We start from the raw sequence: 19221 nt of genomic DNA on the forward strand, positions 1-19221 counted from the left end.
GAGAAAGAACATGAAAACGATCATCATTCTATACAGTGCTTTATTTGGGGTTTTGTTACTCACTGGGTGCGCCAATCAAGAAGGCCTTGGGACTCATGTTGCTAAGTTGCGTGCAGAGCAAACATACAATCCAAATGCGAGCAAAGAGAATTTGGAAATCATTCCATCAGGCAGTGGTGAAAGAATGGAAGGGGCTTATCAAGTCTACACGGGCCAACAAAGTGAAGACTTGAAAGGTACAGAAAGTCAATTCTTAGAAGGATTCGCAGGCAGTCCTTAAGGAATCACTATGACGCAGGCAACACGAAACGGTCCCCCCGCGAAAAAGCAGCGGGGATTAGTCTTGGTTATGGTTACCGCCGCTATGATGGCTTTACTCGGCATAGCGGCGTTGGCTATTGATGTAAACCATGCTTTGCTCAATAAAACGCGACTACAAAATGGTGCGGATGCAGCAGCATTAGCTGCTGCGATTGTGCTCGATAATGGAGGCTCTACCGACGATGCAACGGCAGCGGCCAATTCCGCATTATCAAACCTTGCCACTGCAACAGGAAATGCGGAGATGGATTTTTCTTCTGCCAACTTTGCTGTTCAATACTCCAATGATCCGCAGATTTTCCCCTATTCAGGATACAGCTCAACAGAAGATACCTATGTTCGTGTGGCAATCAGTGGCTACCCATTGGAAGACTTTTTTGCTGGCATATTTGGTTTTACTAAGGATATCGGGGCAACGGCGGTAGCCGGTCCGAGTCCATCGATCCAAATTCTTGCCAACGTGGTGCCGATTGCAATCTGTGAAGGTGAAGACTCTGGTACCAGTGGTTATAACCAAGGGCAAGTTTATGCCCTAAAACTTGCGGATCAAAATCAATCTGAGATGGGGCCCGGCAACTATCAATTGTTGGACTTTGGTTCTGGTGCCGATACGGTTCGCGAAGCCTTAGCTGGTGGTTACGAGGGAACAATTGATATCACGGAGCCTGTGATAACCAAACCGGGCAGTACCATTGGACCAGTAGGGCAAGGGCTAAATACTCGTTTTGGCGTGTATTCGGGTGGTGGAGTTAACGCGGTGGATTATCCCCCTGATGAGTACGTAAAAGAGCCTGCCGTCAAAGCCTCATTAGATCAAAATGGTAACTTAACCTATAACGATAATACCGGAGCCGATGGGGCATGGAGCTACGATGATTATCTTGCTGCGTTGCCATGCGCTGAAGGCAGCACAGCCTGTGAAAGCAATGGGCAACCTAACCGACGTATTTTACCTGTTCCTATTGTGGATTGTTCTGGAGCAACAGGTGGGACCAGTAGCTATAATATTACCGCAATAGGGTGCTTTTTCATGTTACAAAAAGCCCCAACCAGCGCCTCAGGAAAAGAGGCGGTATTTGGAGAGTTTATTGAAGATTGTACAGTGACCGGGGGAACTCCAGGTGACAATTCAGACACCGATGGGCCATACCGAATTGTGCTTTATAAAGATCCGCTGAGTGAGGAGTCTTAATATGATTTCCTATCAACGTAAAGAGCATGGTGTAGCAGCGGTGGAGTTTTTAATTACCATTCCCGTTTTGATGGTGATTTTAGTGGGGATCACCGAGCTGGGTAATGCGCTTATCCGTTACAACTCGATAAATAAGTTGGTGCAAAACGGTGTCCGATACGCAACTTCTGATATTACGGGTACCGCCACTTATGATGCTATCGCATTGCCAAGTGAGATCAAAAATATGGTGGTGTATGGTAAGCCAACTGCGAGCACAGGGGATACACCTTTACTGAGTGGTTTAACAACTGCGGACGTTTTTGTTGTTCATGATGCAGGTTATGTCACCATTACGGTCAACCACACATACACCCCTCTACTCAATATCATTCCTGATAGTGTGAATTTTAACGTTCCGTTGAATGCCTCTGCAGTCATGAGGACTGCGCCATGAGAAAGCAGCATGGATTGAGCATAGTGGAATTTACTCTTGTATCGACGGCTTTGCTGATTGTAATTTTCGGCATGATAGAGGTAGGACGCTATGTCTATTCGTTGCAGTTGATCAATGAAATGACCCGAGTCAGCGCAAGGCTTGCAGCTGTTTGTCGAGTTGAAGATAGAGACGATATTCCAGCCTTAGTTGTGGCAACAAATGCACCGGATGGTTTCACCGCGGATAACTTACAGATTGATTACTTAGATGAAAATGGTGGTGAGATCGATCTGACAACTGCAAATGCCTTTTCTAGAATTAGATATGTAAGAGCCAAAGTTGTTGATTTTAATTACCAGTTTGTCGGCCTACTCGGCTTATTTGATTCGATCGGTGTTTTGACGGTTCCAGATTATGAAGCCATTAGGCCGAGAGAGAATTTAGGGTTTCATCGAGGGACGGATGATAATCCTACTGGGGAAACGGATTGCTAGGAGAGTGTAAATGGGAGAGGCGGTGAAGTTGACGCGAAATGATGAGAATCGCTTGCGGTTAAAAACCAACCTCAGCATTTGGGTATTTTATTCAAGTGACCGCTTTCACATGCACATTAGCCATGAACTTGGTAAATGCAAGAGCATTAACTTTGAGGCCATCTCTTTTCATAGTTTGGTGGTGTCGAATTTAGCTCAGTTTTCACCACCTGATCTGATATTTGTCGAAACGGGCCCAAATTGGGCGCAAAAGATCGTCGAACTGCAAACCTATGAAGGGCCTACTGCTTCTGAAGGACATGAAGCGTCGCTGATTGTATTCGGCAATGAAAATGACAATGGCGCATTAAAAATTGCATTACGTATTGGTGCGGCGGACTTTATCTCCGATAAAGCGGCGTTCGAAGAACTGATTCCGATGCTCAAAAACGTGGCGGAAGAGAAGATCGCCAGTCGCCATTTGGGTGAGTTGTTGGTCTTTGTGAATAGTAAAGGTGGGGCTGGTGCTTCAATGTTGGCGCTTAACTCTGCAATGGAAGTCGCTAAAGCGTATCCAGAGCAAGTGTTGTTATTAGACCTCGATCTGCAATTTGGGGTGATTGATGACTACCTAAATGTATCTTCCCCTTACAGCTTGGCGGACGCCATTGCCCACGTGAATGACCTTGATGAAAGCTCCCTCGGTGGTTACGTGACCAAGCACCCGAGTGGCTTACATATGTTGAGCTTTAAGCACGAGAATGGGCATGAAAATTACGAAAAAGCGCATAATCTAAATAAGCTTCTGCCGCTTTTACGTGAGTTTTACCCTTATGTTGTTGTTGATATGTCTCGTGGGGTTGATCAGCTGTTTGCCTCGGTGTTAGCTCCAGCCAGCAAGATTTATTTAGTCACGCAACAAAACCTTGTTGCTGTTAAAAATACGACTCGTATTGCCAAGATGCTCTCGTTTGAATTTGGGATCCAGAAAGAGCAGCTCGAGGTGATCGTTAATCGTTATGAAAAACGTCAGTCAATAAAAGTGAAAGACATTCAAGAAACCATCACAGGGGTTCAGGTTCATATCATTCCCAATGACTTTAAGGTTGCCATAGAAAGTGCCAACTTAGGGCGACCCTTTATCGAAGCCAAGAAAAACTGTTCATTATCCAAAGCCGTCAGACAGTTTGCACAAACAATCATTCCACAACAAGAAACTAAACAGAGTTGGTTTAAACGTCTGTTTTCCTGAATTAAATAGGGGAGTTATATGTTTTTCAAGCGAAAAAACATTAACCCTGAGTTACAGGAAAAATTAGCCGCCGCAGAGAAACAAGAGCTCGAAGTACTGCAAACAGAGGCTACTTTTGAAGTTGGTGAAGATACACAACCCGAAGCATCTCAGGACAAAAAAAAGCAGGAAGCAAAAGCGAAAGAGCAAGCAATTGACGAAACGCTTAAACAATTGGAACAAGAGCAAGAAGTGAAGCATTACTATCACCAATTGCTATTGGAAACACTTGATTTAGGGTTGTTATCAAGTTTAGAGAAGGATCGAGCGAAAAAAGATCTGCATGACTCAATCGTGCAGTTGATGGCCGAAAATCAGTCCCATGCACTCAGCGCAGAAGCTCGCAAACGTATCATTCAACAGATTGAAGATGAAGTGTTTGGTCTTGGGCCTTTGGAACCGCTTCTAAATGACTCCACGGTATCGGACATATTGGTGAATGGCCCGAAGAGTGTCTTTGTCGAGCGTCGCGGTAAGCTAGAAAGAACACCATACACTTTTTTAGATGATCGCCATCTTCGTAACATCATTGATCGGATTGTAAGCCAAGTTGGACGACGTATTGATGAAGCATCTCCCATGGTGGATGCTCGACTCGTTGATGGTTCGCGGGTTAATGCCATTATTCCGCCTCTTGCTCTCGATGGCGCATCCGTTTCAATTCGTCGCTTTGCGGTGGATAAGCTCACGATGGACAATTTGCTCAATTACAACTCCTTGTCAGAGCAGATGGCTAAGTTTGTTGAAGCGGCGGTTCAAGGGGAAATGAACATCTTGATCGCTGGTGGTACCGGTTCTGGAAAAACCACAACCTTGAATATTTTCTCCGGTTTTATTCCCAGTGACGATCGCATCATTACCATTGAAGACTCGGCAGAACTACAGTTGCAACAACCCCATGTGGTTCGGTTAGAGACCCGTCCGGCGAATTTGGAAGGCAAAGGTGAAATTACTCAGCGGGATTTAGTGAAAAACTCATTGCGGATGCGACCTGATCGTATTGTACTTGGTGAGGTACGTGGTGCAGAAGCGGTTGATATGTTGGCAGCAATGAATACCGGTCATGATGGTTCATTGGCTACAATACACGCCAACACCCCTCGTGATGCCTTAAGTCGGGTTGAAAATATGTTTGCGATGGCCGGTTGGAATATCTCGACAAAAAACTTAAGGGCACAAATTGCCTCGGCAATACACCTTGTTGTTCAGATGGAGCGTCAGGAAGACGGTAAGCGTCGCATGGTGAGTATCTCAGAGATCAATGGCATGGAAGGAGAGATCATCACTATGTCGGAAATCTTCAAGTTCCAACGGCAAGGAATGGATGCGGAAGGGAATGTTATTGGTTACTACACTGCAACAGGAGTAGTGCCTGCGTGCCACGACCAATTGTCAAAACGTGGCCTGCATTTGCCATTTGAAATCTTTAACGAGACTTATCAATAAGGAGGAATGCCATGCAACAAGATGCCACCTTCTTTTTCGTGTTGTTGTTTTTTGCAGTGATGTTTATCTCTCAAGCGCTGATTCTTCCAGCTGCGGGCAGTAAGGCAAAGCATAAGGAGCTTTCAAAACGGCTTAAAGACACCCAAGCCAATTTGGATGAAGAGACGCGTTCGTTATTGCAAGAGCACTATCTGAAAAGTTTAACGCCACTCGATCGCAAACTGGTTTCAATTTCGGTGTTCTCTTCGTTGAAAAAGACCATTGAGTTGTCTGGGTACGATTGGAGCTTGACGCGTACGCTATGCATCACCTTGTTGATCTCCAGTAGTTTAGCGTTGATTGCTGTTCTATTACGCCAACCATTTTATGTTCCACTCGCCCTGTTTGGCGGGGTATGGGTGATCTTAAAGATGGTGCTGCAACAAAAGATCAGTAATCGTCTCTCTACGTTTGAAGAGCAGTTACCTGACGCGTTGGACATTATGCGCCGAATGCTTCAAGCGGGTCAGCCCATCACACAGGCATTTAATGAGGTTGGAAACGAAATGCCTGATCCGATTGGCAGTGAATTCAAAAATACCTTTAACTTGCTCAATTATGGCTATGACATGCGCCTAGCGATCATGCAAATGGCAGAGCGCTCGCCCACCGTGTCCATGTTGGCATTTTCAAGTGCTGTATTGCTGCAAAAAGAGACTGGTGGGAACTTGTCGGAAAACCTAGAAAAAGTGTCTCATGTTTTGCGGGCACGTTTTAAGTTAGCTCGTAAAATCAAAACCATATCGGCAGAAAGCCGTTTATCCGCTTGGATTTTAGTGTTATCGCCTTTTGTATTGTTTGTTGGTATGGCGGTACTTCATCCCGACTATGTTCGACCGTTATGGGAAGATCCGCGAGGGATGAAGTTGGTGACTGGCGGCATCATTAGCCTGTTTATTGGTTCAATTTGGATCCGCAATATCATCAATTTCGAGGTGTAGCATGGAAGAGATCTTAGCGGTATTGGAAAGCTATCAAATTGATGAAGAGATGCTGTTTCTTGGGTTGATTTTAATTTCGACTGTTTTGATGGTTGTCACCGTCACATTAGTAGTGGTAGGCGGTCGCTCACCCATTAAAGACAAACTAGAACAAATACGCCAAGACAGTGGTGCCGAAAAACTAAAGAAAAACCGTCGCTTAGATAATACCTTGGAATCATTGGCACCGATTATGGCACCTAAAAGTAACAAGGAACGGGAGTCAGTGCGTCATCAACTTATGCATGCGGGCTATCATGATGCCAATTCACTGACATTTTTCTATGCCCTTAAAGGCATGTCTTTAGCCATGGGGTTGTCTATTGCAGGGATGATGTACTTCTTCCAACCGGATATGAGTAATCTGAATTTGATGATGGTGATCAGTGTTGGTGTAGGCCTGTACTTGCCGAATATTGGCTTAAAACAATTGGTGAATAAGCGTCAGTCTAAAATTCGTGGAGGGGTGCCGGATGCGCTTGATCTGCTGGTTGTGTGTACGGAGTCTGGTTTGGGGTTCAATGCCGCACTGAGACGCGTTGCTGATGAGTTGATGATCTCTCATCCTGATTTTGCGGACGAGTTGGACACGGTATGCGCCAAAATAAAAGCGGGTATTGAAATGTCGGATGCGTTTGAAGATCTGGTGGATCGCACCGGATTGACGGAGATCACCGGACTTGTCAATATGCTCGCGCACGCCTCACGGATTGGTGGCAGTTTGGCGCAGACATTACGGGAATATACCGAAGATTTTCGTGACAAACGCAATCAAGAAGTGGAAGAGATTGCAGCAAAGATCCCCACTAAAATGATCTTCCCATTGCTTCTATTTATTTGGCCCTGTTTCTTTATTGTTGCGATCGGGCCATCAATGCTGTCTCTTTCTGCCAGCCTTGGAAAATAAGGATTCACTATGAAAGGACTTCCGTTTGCTCTACTGACCTCATGCTTGCTATTAACGGCTTGCGCCGCAAAGGATGAAGGGCCAGATATTGATACCTCGCTTTACACGGGTAAGCCAATTGATACATTAACCAGCGATGCACCACCATTGAATGAAAAAGAAGCGATTCAACGTGCTGACATCGCACTGAATAACAACAACTTTGATTTGGCTTTGTATGAATACATCCGCTCATTAACCTTCGCTAACGCCAAAATGAAGGATCGCTCACTCTACAATATCGGCCGGATCCATCAGGCGAGAGGGAATTTTCCCTTGGCGGAAAGAGCTTATTTGATGGCGATTGAAGAGAACCCGAATAACGTTCAAGTATTGGAACAGCTTGGTAGCTTGTACACCAAAAGCGGTGATGTGAGCCAAGGGGCAACCTATTTTTATAGAGCGTTGAACGCTGATCAGTTGCGCTTAGGCAGCAATGTGACGGTTAATAAGCATAACCTGATCGAAAGCCAGAAAGTAAACACATTGGAAATTGATAACGCTTCACCGCAAGTCGCTTATATTGGTTTAGGCGTATTAGAAGATGTGAAAGCGAATCATGAATTGGCTCAAGCATTTTATAATCAAGCACTTAAAATTAATCCACATTCACAAAAAGCATTGATCAATGTGGGTTATTCCTACTACATGTCTGGAGATTATCAGCTTGCTCAGCGGTTCACATTGTCTGCTTTAGAAAAAGACACCGACAACGAAAAAGCACTCAACAATCTAGCGCTGATTTATTTAGGGAAGGGGGAGGTTAAGCGAGCGTTGAACGTATTCCAAAAACAGATGGATGTACCAGAGGCGTTAAACAACGTAGGGTACTTTCTAATGCTGCAAGGACAGCCAGAGAAGGCAATTCCTTACTTAAAACAAGCGATTGATAAAAAGCCTACTTATTATCGTGTTGCGAATGAAAACTTGGAGCGTGCATTGGCAATGGTTCGTGAAGAGCAAAGTGAGCCCTAAATTTAAAAGGTTAGATGTAATAAGGGAGAGCCGTCGCTCTCCCTTGTTTTTTGAGTTTAGAACATACCGCGAATAGCGCCGGAAGTTATAAAGAAAGCTACCATCCAAACAATCGGTAGTTTCAGCTGTTTGAGCAAATAGAAACCGAGCAGTACCAGAGAAATGTCAATGACATTGAGTACAGCACTTGTAAAAACGGGTTGGTACAAAGCGGCGAGCAATAAGCCAACAACAGCGGCGTTCACACCATTTATGGCCCCCGAAACTTGATGGTTTTGAGCAAGTGCTTGCCAATTTTTGAGGACGCCAAGCAGCAATAGAAAACCCGGAAGGAATACACCGGCGGTTGCAATCAATGCTCCTGTAATCGGGGCTTCTGGCATCATTTCATAACCAATATATGTGGCAAAAGTAAACATTGGACCCGGAACGGCCTGAGCAGCGGCATAACCGGTGAGGAAGCCATCTTGCGTTAACTGATCACCAACAATGTTTTGCAACAGTGGAAGCACAACATGACCACCGCCAAAGACTAAGCTACCAGCTTGAAAGAAATCACTGAACAGTTGTAGCGGTTTTACGTGCAAACTCACCAGAGGTAACAGGACAAGTAGAGCGCCGAATAGCATCAGAGGGGCCATCGAAGGTTTAAATCGAGAGTGATGACTGATTTCTGCTTTAGGAAGGTATTTGATGCCAATTAACGCAGCTCCAAGTAGCACCAGTATTTGCGTTAATATGCTTGGCATAACGAGCAATGCAATGGCTGTGAAGACACAAAGCCCTGTCGATAGTTTGCTTTGGCAAAAGTTTTTATACATTCCCCAAGTAGCATCTGCGACCACAACAACCGCCAGTAATTTCAATCCATGAACGACGCTTTGGAATAAGGCCGTCTCTGTGAGCTGACTGCTTAACGCTGCTAGCGCCAACATGATCAAAACAGATGGCAAGGTGAACCCTAAAAAGGCCATGCAAGCGCCTGAAAGACCACCGCGTTTATATCCTAGTGCAAACCCTACCTGACTGGAGCCTGGCCCGGGTAAGAACTGGCTGAGCGCAACAATTTGCGCGTAATCTTTATCATCTAGCCACTTAAGCTTTTCTACAAATGTATTTCGGAAGTAGCCAATATGTGCCGCTGGGCCACCAAAGCTTATCCAGCCGAGCCAAAAAAAGGTTTTGAAAATCGAAAACATGAGGATCACTCACTTTGGTTTTAACTGCCTCCACTGTAAAAAAAAGAGTAGAATGACTCAAATTGATAGTTTTAATTAACTATATGAATGAAATGGGATTAGGTAATGAAAGAGTTTAACTGGAAAGGGGTCGACCTAAACCTGTTGGTTGCGTTTCAAGCTCTTTACCAAACTCACAGTGTTAGTTTGGCGGCTGAGCAGTGTTACATCAGCCAATCGGCTATGAGTCATACATTGCAACGAATGCGGGCTTTATTTGACGATCCTCTGTTTGAGCGGGTGGGACTGAAAATGGAGCCAACGCAGCGTTCACACGAACTTGCCCCGCTTATCGATAGCTTATTAGCATCGATAAAGAATGATTTGCTGAGCAAAAAACACTTTTCGGCACAAGAGTTCGCTGGCAGTTGGAAAATCGGGTTAACGGATTATGCTGAGCAGCTCTTTGCTGCCTCGCTTTATGATCAGATCAAACTAGGCTCTCCACATTCACAAATCAGTTTCTACAATGTGAACCGCAGCAACTACTTTGAGTTGGTGGAGCGAGAAACATTAGATGTGGTGATCGGCAGTATTGAAAACCTTAATCGTCGGTTTTTATCGGATAAACTCTATACTGAACAGCACATGTGCTTGTTTGACCCTGAAGTCGTTGATTTTTCACCACCCATTAGTCTGGAAGATTTTGTCGGTATTGAACATGCGCTGGTTAGCCCTGATGGTAATTTACAGACTCAAGTGGATAAGCAATTAGCAAAACTGGGTTATGAGCGCAGAGTTGGGGTAGCATCGCGACATTTTTTAACAGTGCGCCGATTACTAAAAGGACGTGAGCTGGTTTGTATTGTGCCAAAACGTTTTGCGCAAAGTGAAGGATATGATGATCAGCTTTGCGCGCTACCTGCGCCAATAGAAGTGGCGGATTTTGATATCCAGTTGCTTTATCTCAAAGCTCACAAGCATGAAGAGAAAAATCGTTGGCTAAGAAAAGTAGTGGCTGAGGCAGTGCTCAGCCACGCGTAAATAAGGACTATGTGGCGGCGATCAGCGCATCAATATGAGGGTGGTGTTCGCAAGTTACACCTGCGAGGTTAGCGTATTTCGGCGCGAGTCTGTCGTTTTCTCGTGGAAAATGCCATCCGATGGTGTGCTGAACAAATTGTTCGGCAAATTGCTCTGAGATCTCTAAACAGCCCGCTAAAACCGTATCGACATAAGTTTGCATAATCGGGCTTAAATCACAGGGTGGCTCAGGATTGTTTTTAATGTAAACCCACACTTCACTGTCGTTTGGTACCGATTCATCGCAATGGAGCTGCTCAAGTGGTACCCGAACGCGATGATAGCCTCGCTCTCGTCGATCAAACTCTTTTAACTCTTGCTGGCAGACTTCAAGCAAAACGCCATTCACCTGACCTTCGCCTTTATCAACAACCAGTGGTGACAAAATGTAGCTCTCATCTACTTTTCCCCAATAACGAACATAACCATGTGCAATTGCGGGAATAGCAGGAGCGGTTTTGCCTGTAAGTCGTCGCGATGCTGAATTGATCAAGCTACCATAACCGAAAATGTACATGGTCATTAACTGTCTCCTAGTGTTAGAACAACCAGTGCTGTGTTGCATTTAAGCTAACGGCTTTTCATCCAAAGATACAGCAGCTAAATTTCATAACATATACTTAGTCGAACATGTGATATTGTATTTTTGTAGTCATAATGACTTTATTTTGATGGGTCATTATGACTCGTATTTATATCTTTTTTGTCATTATCACTATGATTTTTAATGAATTAAATTCTTGGAACAAAAAATGCTTTATTAGCGAGTATATAAGTTTGAGGAGCCATACATGCTCAATATTACCGATAAGAAAGTAGAAGAGGCGATTCCCGCTTGTTTGCGTTTAGGATTTCGCCCGTTTTTTTTGCTAGGCAGTATCTATGCGGTTATCGCCATTGCTGTCTGGGTCTGGATGTTTCAAAAAGGTCAGCCCAGTGTTTTGTCTGTTCCTGCACTTTGGTGGCATGTGCATGAGATGTTATTTGGCTTTGCGATGGCGATTGTGGTGGGGTTTGTTTTAACTGCGGTGCAAAACTGGACTGGCATTAACGGGACCAAGCATTACCGTTTGGGATTGCTGGTGGCGTTATGGATTGCACCAAGAGTGATGTTTTGGACGCCGGCGCCGCTTTGGCTCATCTCAAGTGTTGAAGCGCTATTTTTATTGGTTGCAGCCTACGAGATCGGATGGCGAGTGGTGCAGGCTAAAGGTTGGCGCAATTTGTTTTTTGTGCCTCTATTTCTGTTAGCGATTGCGGCTAACTTTGCAAGTTATGCAACGATTAAAGGGATGCCACCTTTTACCGCATCTGCGGTCTGGAGCGCAATGCTCTGGTGGTTTACCTTGCTGCTTTCCGTCATGGGCGCACGAGTGATCCCATTTTTTACTGCTCGTCGCTTTAACTTCGAAAAACCGCAGCCATTGCTTTGGTTAGAGTGGCTCGCCAATGTTCCAGTTGTTTGCTTGTTCTTAATGAGCTTTTTCCCAGTCACAATAGCGGAAGTAGGTCAGCCATTGATGCTGATTGCAGGGCTTGCTCATCTTGCGAAGTTGCTTCGTTGGCAACCATGGAAAACGTGGAAAGAACCTTTAGTATGGTCATTGCATTTAGCGTATTTCTTTATTCCTGCTAGTTTGTTGTTACGAGGTGTATTGAATAATCCGTTTGCAGCGCACAACATGCTGCACCTATTTGCGATTGGAGCTCTGGGTGGTTTGATCTTAGCGATGATCGCGAGGGTGACCATGGGCCACACCGGACGTGCCATTTATCAAGGGCCTTCGATGAGCTTAGCATTTGTTGTGATTGGGTTAGCTGCGATCATACGGGGTATTGGAGTCGCTTTTTCCCCCGCGCAATTGATGACATTAGTAAATATCAGCGCATTATTATGGTGTATCGGATTTACGTTGTTCGTGATGAAGTTTGGTTTAATGCTTATCACGCCCAGAGTTGACGGTCATCCAGGTTAAGGGAGATTAAAGAGCTCGCTGGATGAAAAAGGCTTGGAAAGAATCCAAGCCTTTATTTATGAGCCTATTTCATCTTGGTTAGATGCATTACCTTAGCATGATTAACTCACCTTGCAGAAATCCAAGACTTTGTTTTCTGGATGCTGCTGGGCGATGTAGTCACACACATTTTGCTGTTCTTCTTGGGATAGATAGAGCCCTAGTTTGGTCCGGCGCCACAGTAAGTCCTGCCCATTTTTAACCAGTTCATGCTCAATCATATAGTCGATTTCTTGTTGATAAACCCCATCAGCAAAACGCGTTCCCATATCCATTTCTGAATGGGTGTTTGCTAATACTTTCCTTGCGTAGGTACCAAACTGGCACACATAACGAAAAGCGTGTTTATCACTGAGCCATGGGTATTGAACTTTAAGCGATTGAGCCAATTGCTCGCGGCTGCAACTGAAGTTACCGCCGGGTAAACTGTCTGTTGCTGTCCAAGGTTTCCCCATCTTGGTAAAGAAAGGCTCCAACTTCGTCATCGCGGCTTCACCCAGCTTACGATAAGTTGTGAGTTTTCCACCAAATATTGAGAGTAATGGGGCTTGATCGTATTCCTGATCTAACTCTAAGGTGTAATCGCGGGTAATCGCTTGTGGTGAATCCGATTCATCATCACATAAAGGACGAACGCCGCTGTATGTCCAGACCACATCATCACGACTGATTTGATGGATAAAGTGCTGATTGACGATATCAATCAAGTAATCGACTTCTTCCTCGTTGATGGCGACATCGCGTGGATCGCCGTTGTATTCGACATCGGTCGTACCAATGATCGAAAACTCTTTCATATAAGGGATCACAAAGACGATACGGCCATCTTTGTTTTGTAGAATGTAGGCTTGTTCGTCATCGTGTACTTTTGGAACCACAATGTGCGAGCCTTTGATCAAACGAATATTACGTGGTGATGGGATATTCATTCCGTCGTCAAAGAACTGTTTCACCCATGGGCCGGCCGCATTGACCAAAGCTTTGGCGTAGCGCTCATAGCGAACTCCGGTGATCTGATCTTCAATAATGACGCGCCATACTCCATTTTCACGGCTAGCATGGGTTACTTTGGTGTAGTTGCTTACCTCCGCCCCGTTTTCTTTGGCGGCTAAAATGTTGAGCAACACTAAACGTGCATCATCTACCCAGCAATCTGAATACTCAAAACCTACTTTCATCTCTTCTTTGAGTAGACCGGTTTGTGCCAAGTTCACCATGTGGCTTGCAGGCAAGGTTGTACGCTTGCCTAAATGATCATACAAGAACAACCCGCAACGGATCATCCAAGCAGGGCGAAGATAAGGGCGATGTGGAAGGCGAAAACGCATCGGCTGAGCGACATGCGGTGCTTTCTTGAGGATCACTTCACGTTCAGCAAGCGCTTCCGAAACCAAGCGAAATTCATAATGCTCGAGATAACGCAAGCCGCCATGAATTAATTTTGAACTGGCAGAAGAGGTTGCGGATGCGAAATCTTGAGCTTCGTAAAGCCCTACGGTTAAACCACGGCCTGCAGCGTCTGCTGCGATCCCAGCACCATTAATACCACCACCAATGATGATCAAATCTAGCAAGCGAGAATCACTGCGTTCTGTTTTGGTATCCATAAAACTGACCTTGTTATTTTGAGCGAACGAACATTTTAGAAGCTAAAAGAAGAGTAGCTTATGTTTCGTTTGTGATCATCTTTTATTTTCGTTTTTGTTCGTTTGTGTGATTTACGCATAAAAAAACCTCCTCAATAATGAGGAGGTTTTTAAAACGAACAGTGGTGTATCAGAAAGGAAGGTAGCGTTTCTTAAGAGGAAATGTGCCCGACGTTATTCGTTTGATGCGGCAGTGAGTGCTCGTTCTTCGGTCAAGGTTTCCACCGGGATATTGTGCTCGTCAAGAATTGCCATGATCTCAGCAGGTGGCTCTTCGTCGGTGAACAGGGTGTGGATCTGGGCAATATTTCCGAGCTTCACCATTGCATTTCGACCGAACTTTGAACGATCAACGGCAAGAAAAACACTGCGGCTGTTTTCAATGATGGCTTGTTTTACCCGCACTTCGTGATAATCGAAATCCAATAATGACCCGTCGAAGTCGATGCCGCTGATCCCTAGAATGCCGAAATCCAAGCGGAATTGCTTAATGAAATCTAATGTCGCTTCGCCAACAATGCCGCCATCGCGATTTCGGACCTCTCCCCCGGCAAGAATGACGGTAATGTCGGGATTGGGCAGTAAAATTGTTGCAGCATTGAGATTGTTAGTAACCACCCGCAACTGTTTGTGGTGCTTGCACAAAGCACGTGCGACTGCTTCTGGAGTGGTGCCGATGTCAATAAATAGCGTCGCGCCATTTGGAATGTGTTTGACCAACTCTTCTGCGATGAGGTCTTTCTCAGTAAAGTTTTGTGACTTTCGCGTGCTGTAGGACGTGTTCTCTGAACTGAGAGGAACCGTAGCACCACCATGATAGCGGCGAATTTTATTTTCATCAGCGAGTTCGTTTAGATCGCGACGGATGGTTTGTGGACTGACATTAAAGCGTTCGACTAGCTCATCGGTGCTCACGTATCCTTGTTTTTTCACCAATTCGATAATTTCTTGATGTCTTGGTATTTGCTTCACTCTTAGCTCCCTGAGGTGTGCAGGTAAGACTGCTTTCTCAATCGAAATAATTACTTTCGCTATTGTGCGCTAAATCAGTCAGGGAGAGAAGGCAAGGGGTGTAGGAATTCACCGTAAAACGCAAAAAAGAGCGCTCGATGAACGCTCTTTTGCTCATTACAAGAAGAAACTGTGACGTTAGTCTTCGCTATCGCGCAACTCTGCCCATGTTTGTGCGCACTTCACTGCACGCTTCCAGCCTTTGTAGCGGCGATCGCGTTTCTCTTCGTCGTGATGTGGTTGGAATGAACGATCCAGCTCTGCTTTGCCTTGAAGTTCATCAATGCTATTCCAAAAACCAACCGCAATTCCCGCAAGATAAGCGGCCCCTAGTGCGGTCACTTCGGTCACTTTCGGGCGATGCACTTCGGTATCAAGAACATCGGATTGGAACTGCATTAAGAAATTATTGGCGACAGCTCCACCGTCCACGCGAAGTGCGGATAGCTTAATTCCTGAGTCAGCTTGCATCGCATCCAGCACATCTCGTGTTTGATACGCAATACCTTCCAAGGTTGCACGGATGATGTGGTTGGAGTTAACGCCACGAGTTAAGCCAACAATGGTACCGCGAGCATAGGCATCCCAATATGGTGCGCCAAGTCCAGTGAATGCAGGAACAACGTACACGCCATTGGAAGAATCTACTTTGGTCGCGAAATATTCAGAATCTTTCGCATCGGCTAAGAGTTTCATTTCATCACGCAGCCACTGGATTGAAGCGCCGCCCATAAAGACTGCCCCTTCTAATGCGTAAGCAGGTTCACCTTGCGGCCCACATGCGAGTGTGGTGAGCAATCCATTCTTTGATGTAACTTTCTCTTGGCCCGTATTCATCAATAGGAAACAGCCAGTACCGTAAGTATTTTTTGCTTGACCGGCTTGGACACACATTTGGCCAAAGAGCGCGGCTTGCTGATCCCCTGCAATACCAGATATTGGGATACGTGTCCCGCCTTTACCACCGATGTTGGTTTGACCATACTCTTCAGATGAGCGTTTAACCTCTGGCATCATTGAAGCGGGAATGCCCATTTCTGCCAGCAGTTTTTCATCCCAGCATAGGTTGTTAATGTTAAACAGCATGGTTCGTGATGCATTGGTGTAGTCAGTAACGTGTACGCGGCCTTGGGTCATTTTCCAGACCAACCAAGTATCTACTGTACCAAAGAGCAATTTGCCCGCTTCCGCTTCTTCGCGTGCTCCTTCAACGTTGTCGAGAATCCACTTCACTTTTGTTCCTGAGAAGTAGGGGTCTAATACCAATCCGGTATTTTCGCGAATGTAATCTTCCAAACCGCGTGCTTTCAACTCTTCACAGATCTCTGCAGTACGACGACATTGCCAGACAATGGCGTTGTATACGGGTTTGCCTGTTTCTTTGTTCCACACAATGGTGGTTTCACGTTGGTTAGTGATGCCAATAGCTGCCACTTCATCGCTACGAATCCCTGATTTACCTAGTGCTTCGACCAACGTAGAGCTTTGCGTTGCATAAATCTCGAGTGGATCATGTTCAACCCACCCAGCTTCTGGATAGATTTGGGTAAACTCGCGCTGAGCAACACTGACAATATTGGCATCATGGTCCAGAACGACGGCGCGTGAACTGGTGGTGCCTTGATCCAGTGCGACAATGTATTTTTGCTCGTTCATAGGGGAGTCCTTTTGTTTCTCTATATGTTTATTTTAGGTGATGCGTTAAACGCGAGCTTGTTCTGTTTCTTCAGTGCTGTCGCACTGATTTGGAATGGTACAGCCTTGGCCAATCTGAGGCAGGTGTGCTGCAATTGCTTTTGGATAGAGCCAGCCGCCAAAGCAAGCGCCAGCGATAGGTGCCAAAATAGGTACGATGAAATAAGGAATATCACGGGCACCGGATAGGGCGTAATCCCAACCTGCAAAGTAGGCAAATAATTTCGGACCAAAATCACGCGCTGGGTTCATGGCAAATCCGGTTAGTGGACCAAGTGAACCCCCAATGACGGCGATCAGAATACCGATCAGCAGCGGGTTCATCGCACCACGTGATGCGCCATTGTTCTCATCACCGAGAGCCAAAATGGCAAACATGAGAACTGCGGTAATGACAAATTCAACCGCAAAAGCGCCAAAGAATGAGAGTGCAGCGTTCGGGTAGGTAGAGAAAATACCCGCAGTCGCAAGGGCTTCTTCACTACTGCGCACAAAGTTATGTGCGATTTCGTATTCAGTAAACAGGTTACTGTATAGGCTGTAAACCAAAGCCGCAGAGCAAAAAGCACCAAGAAGTTGAGAGATAATGTAAGGCAGTACTTTTGCTTTATCAAAACCGTGGAAAGCCGCTAAAGCGATGGTCACGGCAGGGTTTATGTGAGCCCCTGAAACGCCAGCGGTACAGTAAATCGCGATGGAGACCCCGAATCCCCAAACGATACTGATTTCCCATTGCCCGAATTGTGCACCCGCTAATACCAGTGCGGCGACGCAGCCGACGCCAAAAAAGATTAAGAGTCCTGTACCAATAAACTCGGCCAGGCACGCTCCCAGTAGGGAGGGTTGTTTTGTTGTAGTCATGTGCAGAGTCCTTTTTGTTTCACATGCACCAGAGTGGTTCTGGCACGCTGTCATTGTGCATATAAAAACGATTGCGAAAATAAACAAACAATCAAAATGAGCGTTCGAGCATGCTTTTATTAAATGAAAATAGATTTTTTGTTAAATATGTCATTATTTACGCAAAAACGAATAAAAGGGGTATGTACAACAAGGAAGGCTGTATTGGTAAGGGGTGTAGAATCGTAAAAACTTATTGAGATAATGCTAACTTATTGTGTTAATTACAATTTGTTAACCATTATTAATGGGATGTGAAGGGTTGAGGTAAAGAAAAATACCGCGCTAGAGTGAAAAATGATAAAAGAATGAGGGAGGATTATTGTTCTGGTCGTACCAATTACAATGGTTTTCGAAAGAAAAATCCTCGGCCAATATGACCGAGGATCGACTAAAACTTTATCACGAATGTGATTAGTTATTGCTGTGTAGCTCGCTGTTTAGCTCAACTGCAGATTTGTTTGCTAGGCATTCGATTTGACCCGTCACTGAGTTGCGACGGAATAGAAGATCGGAAACGCCAGCAAGGTCACGTGCTTTAACGATTTCCACTTCTTGACCAGAAGAGTCAAGCATACGTACTTTCGAACCTGCAGTAACATACAAACCAGACTCAACAGTACAGCGATCACCTAGAGGGAAGCCTAAACCTGCATTGGCACCAAGTAGTGAGTTCTCACCGATAGAAACAACCACAGTACCGCCGCCAGATAGTGTACCCATGATAGAGGCACCACCACCGATGTCTGAGCCATTACCAACAACAACGCCTGCAGAGATACGACCTTCAACCATGCTCACGCCAGTAGTACCCGCGTTGAAGTTGATGAAACCTTCGTGCATGACGGTAGTACCTTCACCTACATGTGCGCCTAGACGTACACGTGATGTGTCTGCAATGCGAACGCCAGTTGGTACTACGTAATCAACCATTTTCGGGAATTTGTCTACACAGTCGACTGACAAAGCGCGGCCTGCTAGACGAGCTTCAATTTGGCGATCCGCTAGCTCTGGTAGATCGATTGGACCTTCGTTAGTCCATGCAATGTTGTGCAATAGACCGAAGATACCATCAAGTACTGTGCCGTGTGGCTGAACAAGGCGATTAGAGATCAATTGAAGTTTTAGGAAGCCTTCAGAAACAGACGCTGGCTTTTCGTCAGTTGCTAGCACAACAAGAACTAGAGGCTGAGAAGACTCTGCTGCTTTCGCTGCAAATGATGCATTTGCTGCATCGCCATTTGCTTCAAAAGCTGCGCTGAGTTCTGCACTTTGTGCTGCAGAGATTTCGATAGCTTGGTTACCTTGTTCGTAACCTGCCACTTTTGCTACAGCCTCAACAAGAGCGTCTGCTGGGTTAAGGACTGGGTTTGGAAAAAATGCTTCAATGATTTTTCCATCGCGGTTTTTGGTTGCCGTACCAAAGGCCAAAGAAAAGTAAGCCATAGTCAATCTCCATGTTGAAAGCGGTAACGGGCAATTAGGTGCCCTGATTTAATTTTTACTCATCATAAAGAGAGCGCATTCGAGTTTAAATAGCTGGGTTTCAGAAAGTCTGTAAATCGATACGCCTTGTCTCTTTAGAGATACTTTTGTCTATTAAGCAATATTT

Annotated in this window: 18 protein-coding genes; 11 read left to right on the top strand and 7 right to left on the bottom strand. The window is 45.3% G+C overall.

The features are described from left to right. Positions 1-10: 10 nt before the first annotated feature. Genes ACQEXU_RS05105 through ACQEXU_RS05145 form a run of 9 tightly spaced genes read left to right on the top strand, consistent with a single transcriptional unit; the run spans position 11 to position 8081 of the window. Positions 11-280, top strand: coding sequence for a hypothetical protein (locus tag ACQEXU_RS05105; protein WP_427009936.1), 270 nt, complete (start codon positions 11-13; stop codon positions 278-280). 9 nt (positions 281-289) lie between these two features. Further along, the gene (locus ACQEXU_RS05110) at positions 290-1513 is read left to right on the top strand and encodes a pilus assembly protein TadG-related protein (protein WP_427009937.1); all 1224 of its coding nucleotides are present in this window, start codon (positions 290-292) and stop codon (positions 1511-1513) included. Position 1514: 1 nt separating this feature from the next. Further along, positions 1515-1949 (top strand): TadE/TadG family type IV pilus assembly protein, encoded by a 435-nt coding sequence (locus ACQEXU_RS05115; protein WP_427009938.1) that lies wholly within the window; start codon positions 1515-1517, stop codon positions 1947-1949. 23 nt (positions 1950-1972) lie between these two features. Then, positions 1973-2425 (top strand): TadE/TadG family type IV pilus assembly protein, encoded by a 453-nt coding sequence (locus ACQEXU_RS05120; protein WP_427010077.1) that lies wholly within the window; start codon positions 1973-1975, stop codon positions 2423-2425. A gap of 10 nt (positions 2426-2435) precedes the next feature. After that, positions 2436-3656, top strand: a complete 1221-nt coding sequence (locus ACQEXU_RS05125; protein ID WP_427009939.1) for an AAA family ATPase — start codon at positions 2436-2438, stop codon at positions 3654-3656. An 18-nt stretch (positions 3657-3674) separates the two neighbouring features. Further along, positions 3675-5141: a CpaF family protein gene (locus ACQEXU_RS05130; protein WP_427009940.1), complete on the top strand. Its 1467-nt coding sequence runs from the start codon at positions 3675-3677 to the stop codon at positions 5139-5141. An 11-nt stretch (positions 5142-5152) separates the two neighbouring features. Continuing rightward, entirely contained in the window at positions 5153-6121 is a 969-nt protein-coding gene (locus ACQEXU_RS05135) for a type II secretion system F family protein (protein WP_367987174.1), read from the top strand. Between the two features lies 1 nt (position 6122). Next, the gene (locus ACQEXU_RS05140) at positions 6123-7067 is read left to right on the top strand and encodes a type II secretion system F family protein (protein WP_367987173.1); all 945 of its coding nucleotides are present in this window, start codon (positions 6123-6125) and stop codon (positions 7065-7067) included. A 9-nt stretch (positions 7068-7076) separates the two neighbouring features. Then, complete coding sequence (locus ACQEXU_RS05145; protein WP_427009941.1) at positions 7077-8081, top strand: tetratricopeptide repeat protein; 1005 nt, start codon at positions 7077-7079, stop codon at positions 8079-8081. 56 nt (positions 8082-8137) lie between these two features. Here the strand turns inward: ACQEXU_RS05145 and chrA are convergent, their stop codons facing one another. Beyond that, positions 8138-9280, bottom strand: coding sequence for a chromate efflux transporter (gene chrA, locus ACQEXU_RS05150; protein ID WP_427009942.1), 1143 nt, complete (start codon positions 9278-9280; stop codon positions 8138-8140). A gap of 105 nt (positions 9281-9385) precedes the next feature. On the opposite strand from chrA, the gene ACQEXU_RS05155 reads away from it, so the two are divergent. Then, entirely contained in the window at positions 9386-10303 is a 918-nt protein-coding gene (locus ACQEXU_RS05155; RefSeq protein ID WP_427009943.1) for a LysR family transcriptional regulator, read from the top strand. Positions 10304-10310: 7 nt separating this feature from the next. Here ACQEXU_RS05155 and ACQEXU_RS05160 read toward each other — a convergent pair whose 3' ends face one another. Further along, positions 10311-10865, bottom strand: coding sequence for a gamma-glutamylcyclotransferase family protein (locus ACQEXU_RS05160; RefSeq protein ID WP_427009944.1), 555 nt, complete (start codon positions 10863-10865; stop codon positions 10311-10313). Between the two features lie 268 nt (positions 10866-11133). Between ACQEXU_RS05160 and ACQEXU_RS05165 the strand changes: the two genes are divergently transcribed. Beyond that, positions 11134-12318, top strand: coding sequence for an NnrS family protein (locus ACQEXU_RS05165; RefSeq protein WP_427009945.1), 1185 nt, complete (start codon positions 11134-11136; stop codon positions 12316-12318). A 101-nt stretch (positions 12319-12419) separates the two neighbouring features. On the opposite strand, the gene glpD is transcribed toward ACQEXU_RS05165, so the two are convergent. The 5 genes from glpD to dapD form a co-directional block, all read right to left on the bottom strand. Continuing rightward, complete coding sequence (gene glpD, locus ACQEXU_RS05170) at positions 12420-13964, bottom strand: glycerol-3-phosphate dehydrogenase (RefSeq protein ID WP_427009946.1); 1545 nt, start codon at positions 13962-13964, stop codon at positions 12420-12422. 213 nt (positions 13965-14177) lie between these two features. Continuing rightward, on the bottom strand, positions 14178-14975 hold the full coding sequence (locus ACQEXU_RS05175) for a DeoR/GlpR family transcriptional regulator (protein WP_367987166.1): 798 nt from the start codon (positions 14973-14975) through the stop codon (positions 14178-14180). A gap of 177 nt (positions 14976-15152) precedes the next feature. Next, a complete protein-coding gene (gene glpK, locus ACQEXU_RS05180; RefSeq protein ID WP_427009947.1) occupies positions 15153-16670 on the bottom strand; it encodes a glycerol kinase GlpK in 1518 nt (505 codons plus the stop codon). Positions 16671-16715: 45 nt separating this feature from the next. Next, positions 16716-17570 carry an MIP/aquaporin family protein gene (locus tag ACQEXU_RS05185; protein ID WP_427009948.1) on the bottom strand — a complete coding sequence of 285 codons (855 nt, stop codon included), beginning with the start codon at positions 17568-17570 and terminating at the stop codon, positions 16716-16718. Positions 17571-18023: 453 nt separating this feature from the next. After that, positions 18024-19055, bottom strand: a complete 1032-nt coding sequence (dapD, locus tag ACQEXU_RS05190; protein ID WP_427009949.1) for a 2,3,4,5-tetrahydropyridine-2,6-dicarboxylate N-succinyltransferase — start codon at positions 19053-19055, stop codon at positions 18024-18026. Between the last annotated feature and the right edge of the window lie 166 nt (positions 19056-19221).

The organism is Vibrio sp. TRT 21S02 (assembly GCF_050113675.1).
Classification (GTDB): Bacteria; Pseudomonadota; Gammaproteobacteria; order Enterobacterales; family Vibrionaceae; genus Vibrio.

Bases quoted from the DNA above. Each gene is read 5' to 3' on its own strand.
- ACQEXU_RS05140 (WP_367987173.1), top strand. From the start codon at position 6,123: ATGGAAGAGATCTTAGCGGTATTGGAAAGCTATCAAATTGATGAAGAG.
- ACQEXU_RS05185 (WP_427009948.1), bottom strand. From the start codon at position 17,570: ATGACTACAACAAAACAACCCTCCCTACTGGGAGCGTGCCTGGCCGAG.
- ACQEXU_RS05145 (WP_427009941.1), top strand. From the start codon at position 7,077: ATGAAAGGACTTCCGTTTGCTCTACTGACCTCATGCTTGCTATTAACG.
- ACQEXU_RS05155 (WP_427009943.1), top strand. From the start codon at position 9,386: ATGAAAGAGTTTAACTGGAAAGGGGTCGACCTAAACCTGTTGGTTGCG.
- dapD (WP_427009949.1), bottom strand. From the start codon at position 19,055: ATGGCTTACTTTTCTTTGGCCTTTGGTACGGCAACCAAAAACCGCGAT.
- ACQEXU_RS05125 (WP_427009939.1), top strand. From the start codon at position 2,436: ATGGGAGAGGCGGTGAAGTTGACGCGAAATGATGAGAATCGCTTGCGG.
- ACQEXU_RS05105 (WP_427009936.1), top strand. From the start codon at position 11: ATGAAAACGATCATCATTCTATACAGTGCTTTATTTGGGGTTTTGTTA.
- ACQEXU_RS05160 (WP_427009944.1), bottom strand. From the start codon at position 10,865: ATGACCATGTACATTTTCGGTTATGGTAGCTTGATCAATTCAGCATCG.
- ACQEXU_RS05165 (WP_427009945.1), top strand. From the start codon at position 11,134: ATGCTCAATATTACCGATAAGAAAGTAGAAGAGGCGATTCCCGCTTGT.
- ACQEXU_RS05110 (WP_427009937.1), top strand. From the start codon at position 290: ATGACGCAGGCAACACGAAACGGTCCCCCCGCGAAAAAGCAGCGGGGA.
- ACQEXU_RS05135 (WP_367987174.1), top strand. From the start codon at position 5,153: ATGCAACAAGATGCCACCTTCTTTTTCGTGTTGTTGTTTTTTGCAGTG.
- glpD (WP_427009946.1), bottom strand. From the start codon at position 13,964: ATGGATACCAAAACAGAACGCAGTGATTCTCGCTTGCTAGATTTGATC.
- ACQEXU_RS05115 (WP_427009938.1), top strand. From the start codon at position 1,515: ATGATTTCCTATCAACGTAAAGAGCATGGTGTAGCAGCGGTGGAGTTT.
- ACQEXU_RS05130 (WP_427009940.1), top strand. From the start codon at position 3,675: ATGTTTTTCAAGCGAAAAAACATTAACCCTGAGTTACAGGAAAAATTA.
- chrA (WP_427009942.1), bottom strand. From the start codon at position 9,280: ATGTTTTCGATTTTCAAAACCTTTTTTTGGCTCGGCTGGATAAGCTTT.
- glpK (WP_427009947.1), bottom strand. From the start codon at position 16,670: ATGAACGAGCAAAAATACATTGTCGCACTGGATCAAGGCACCACCAGT.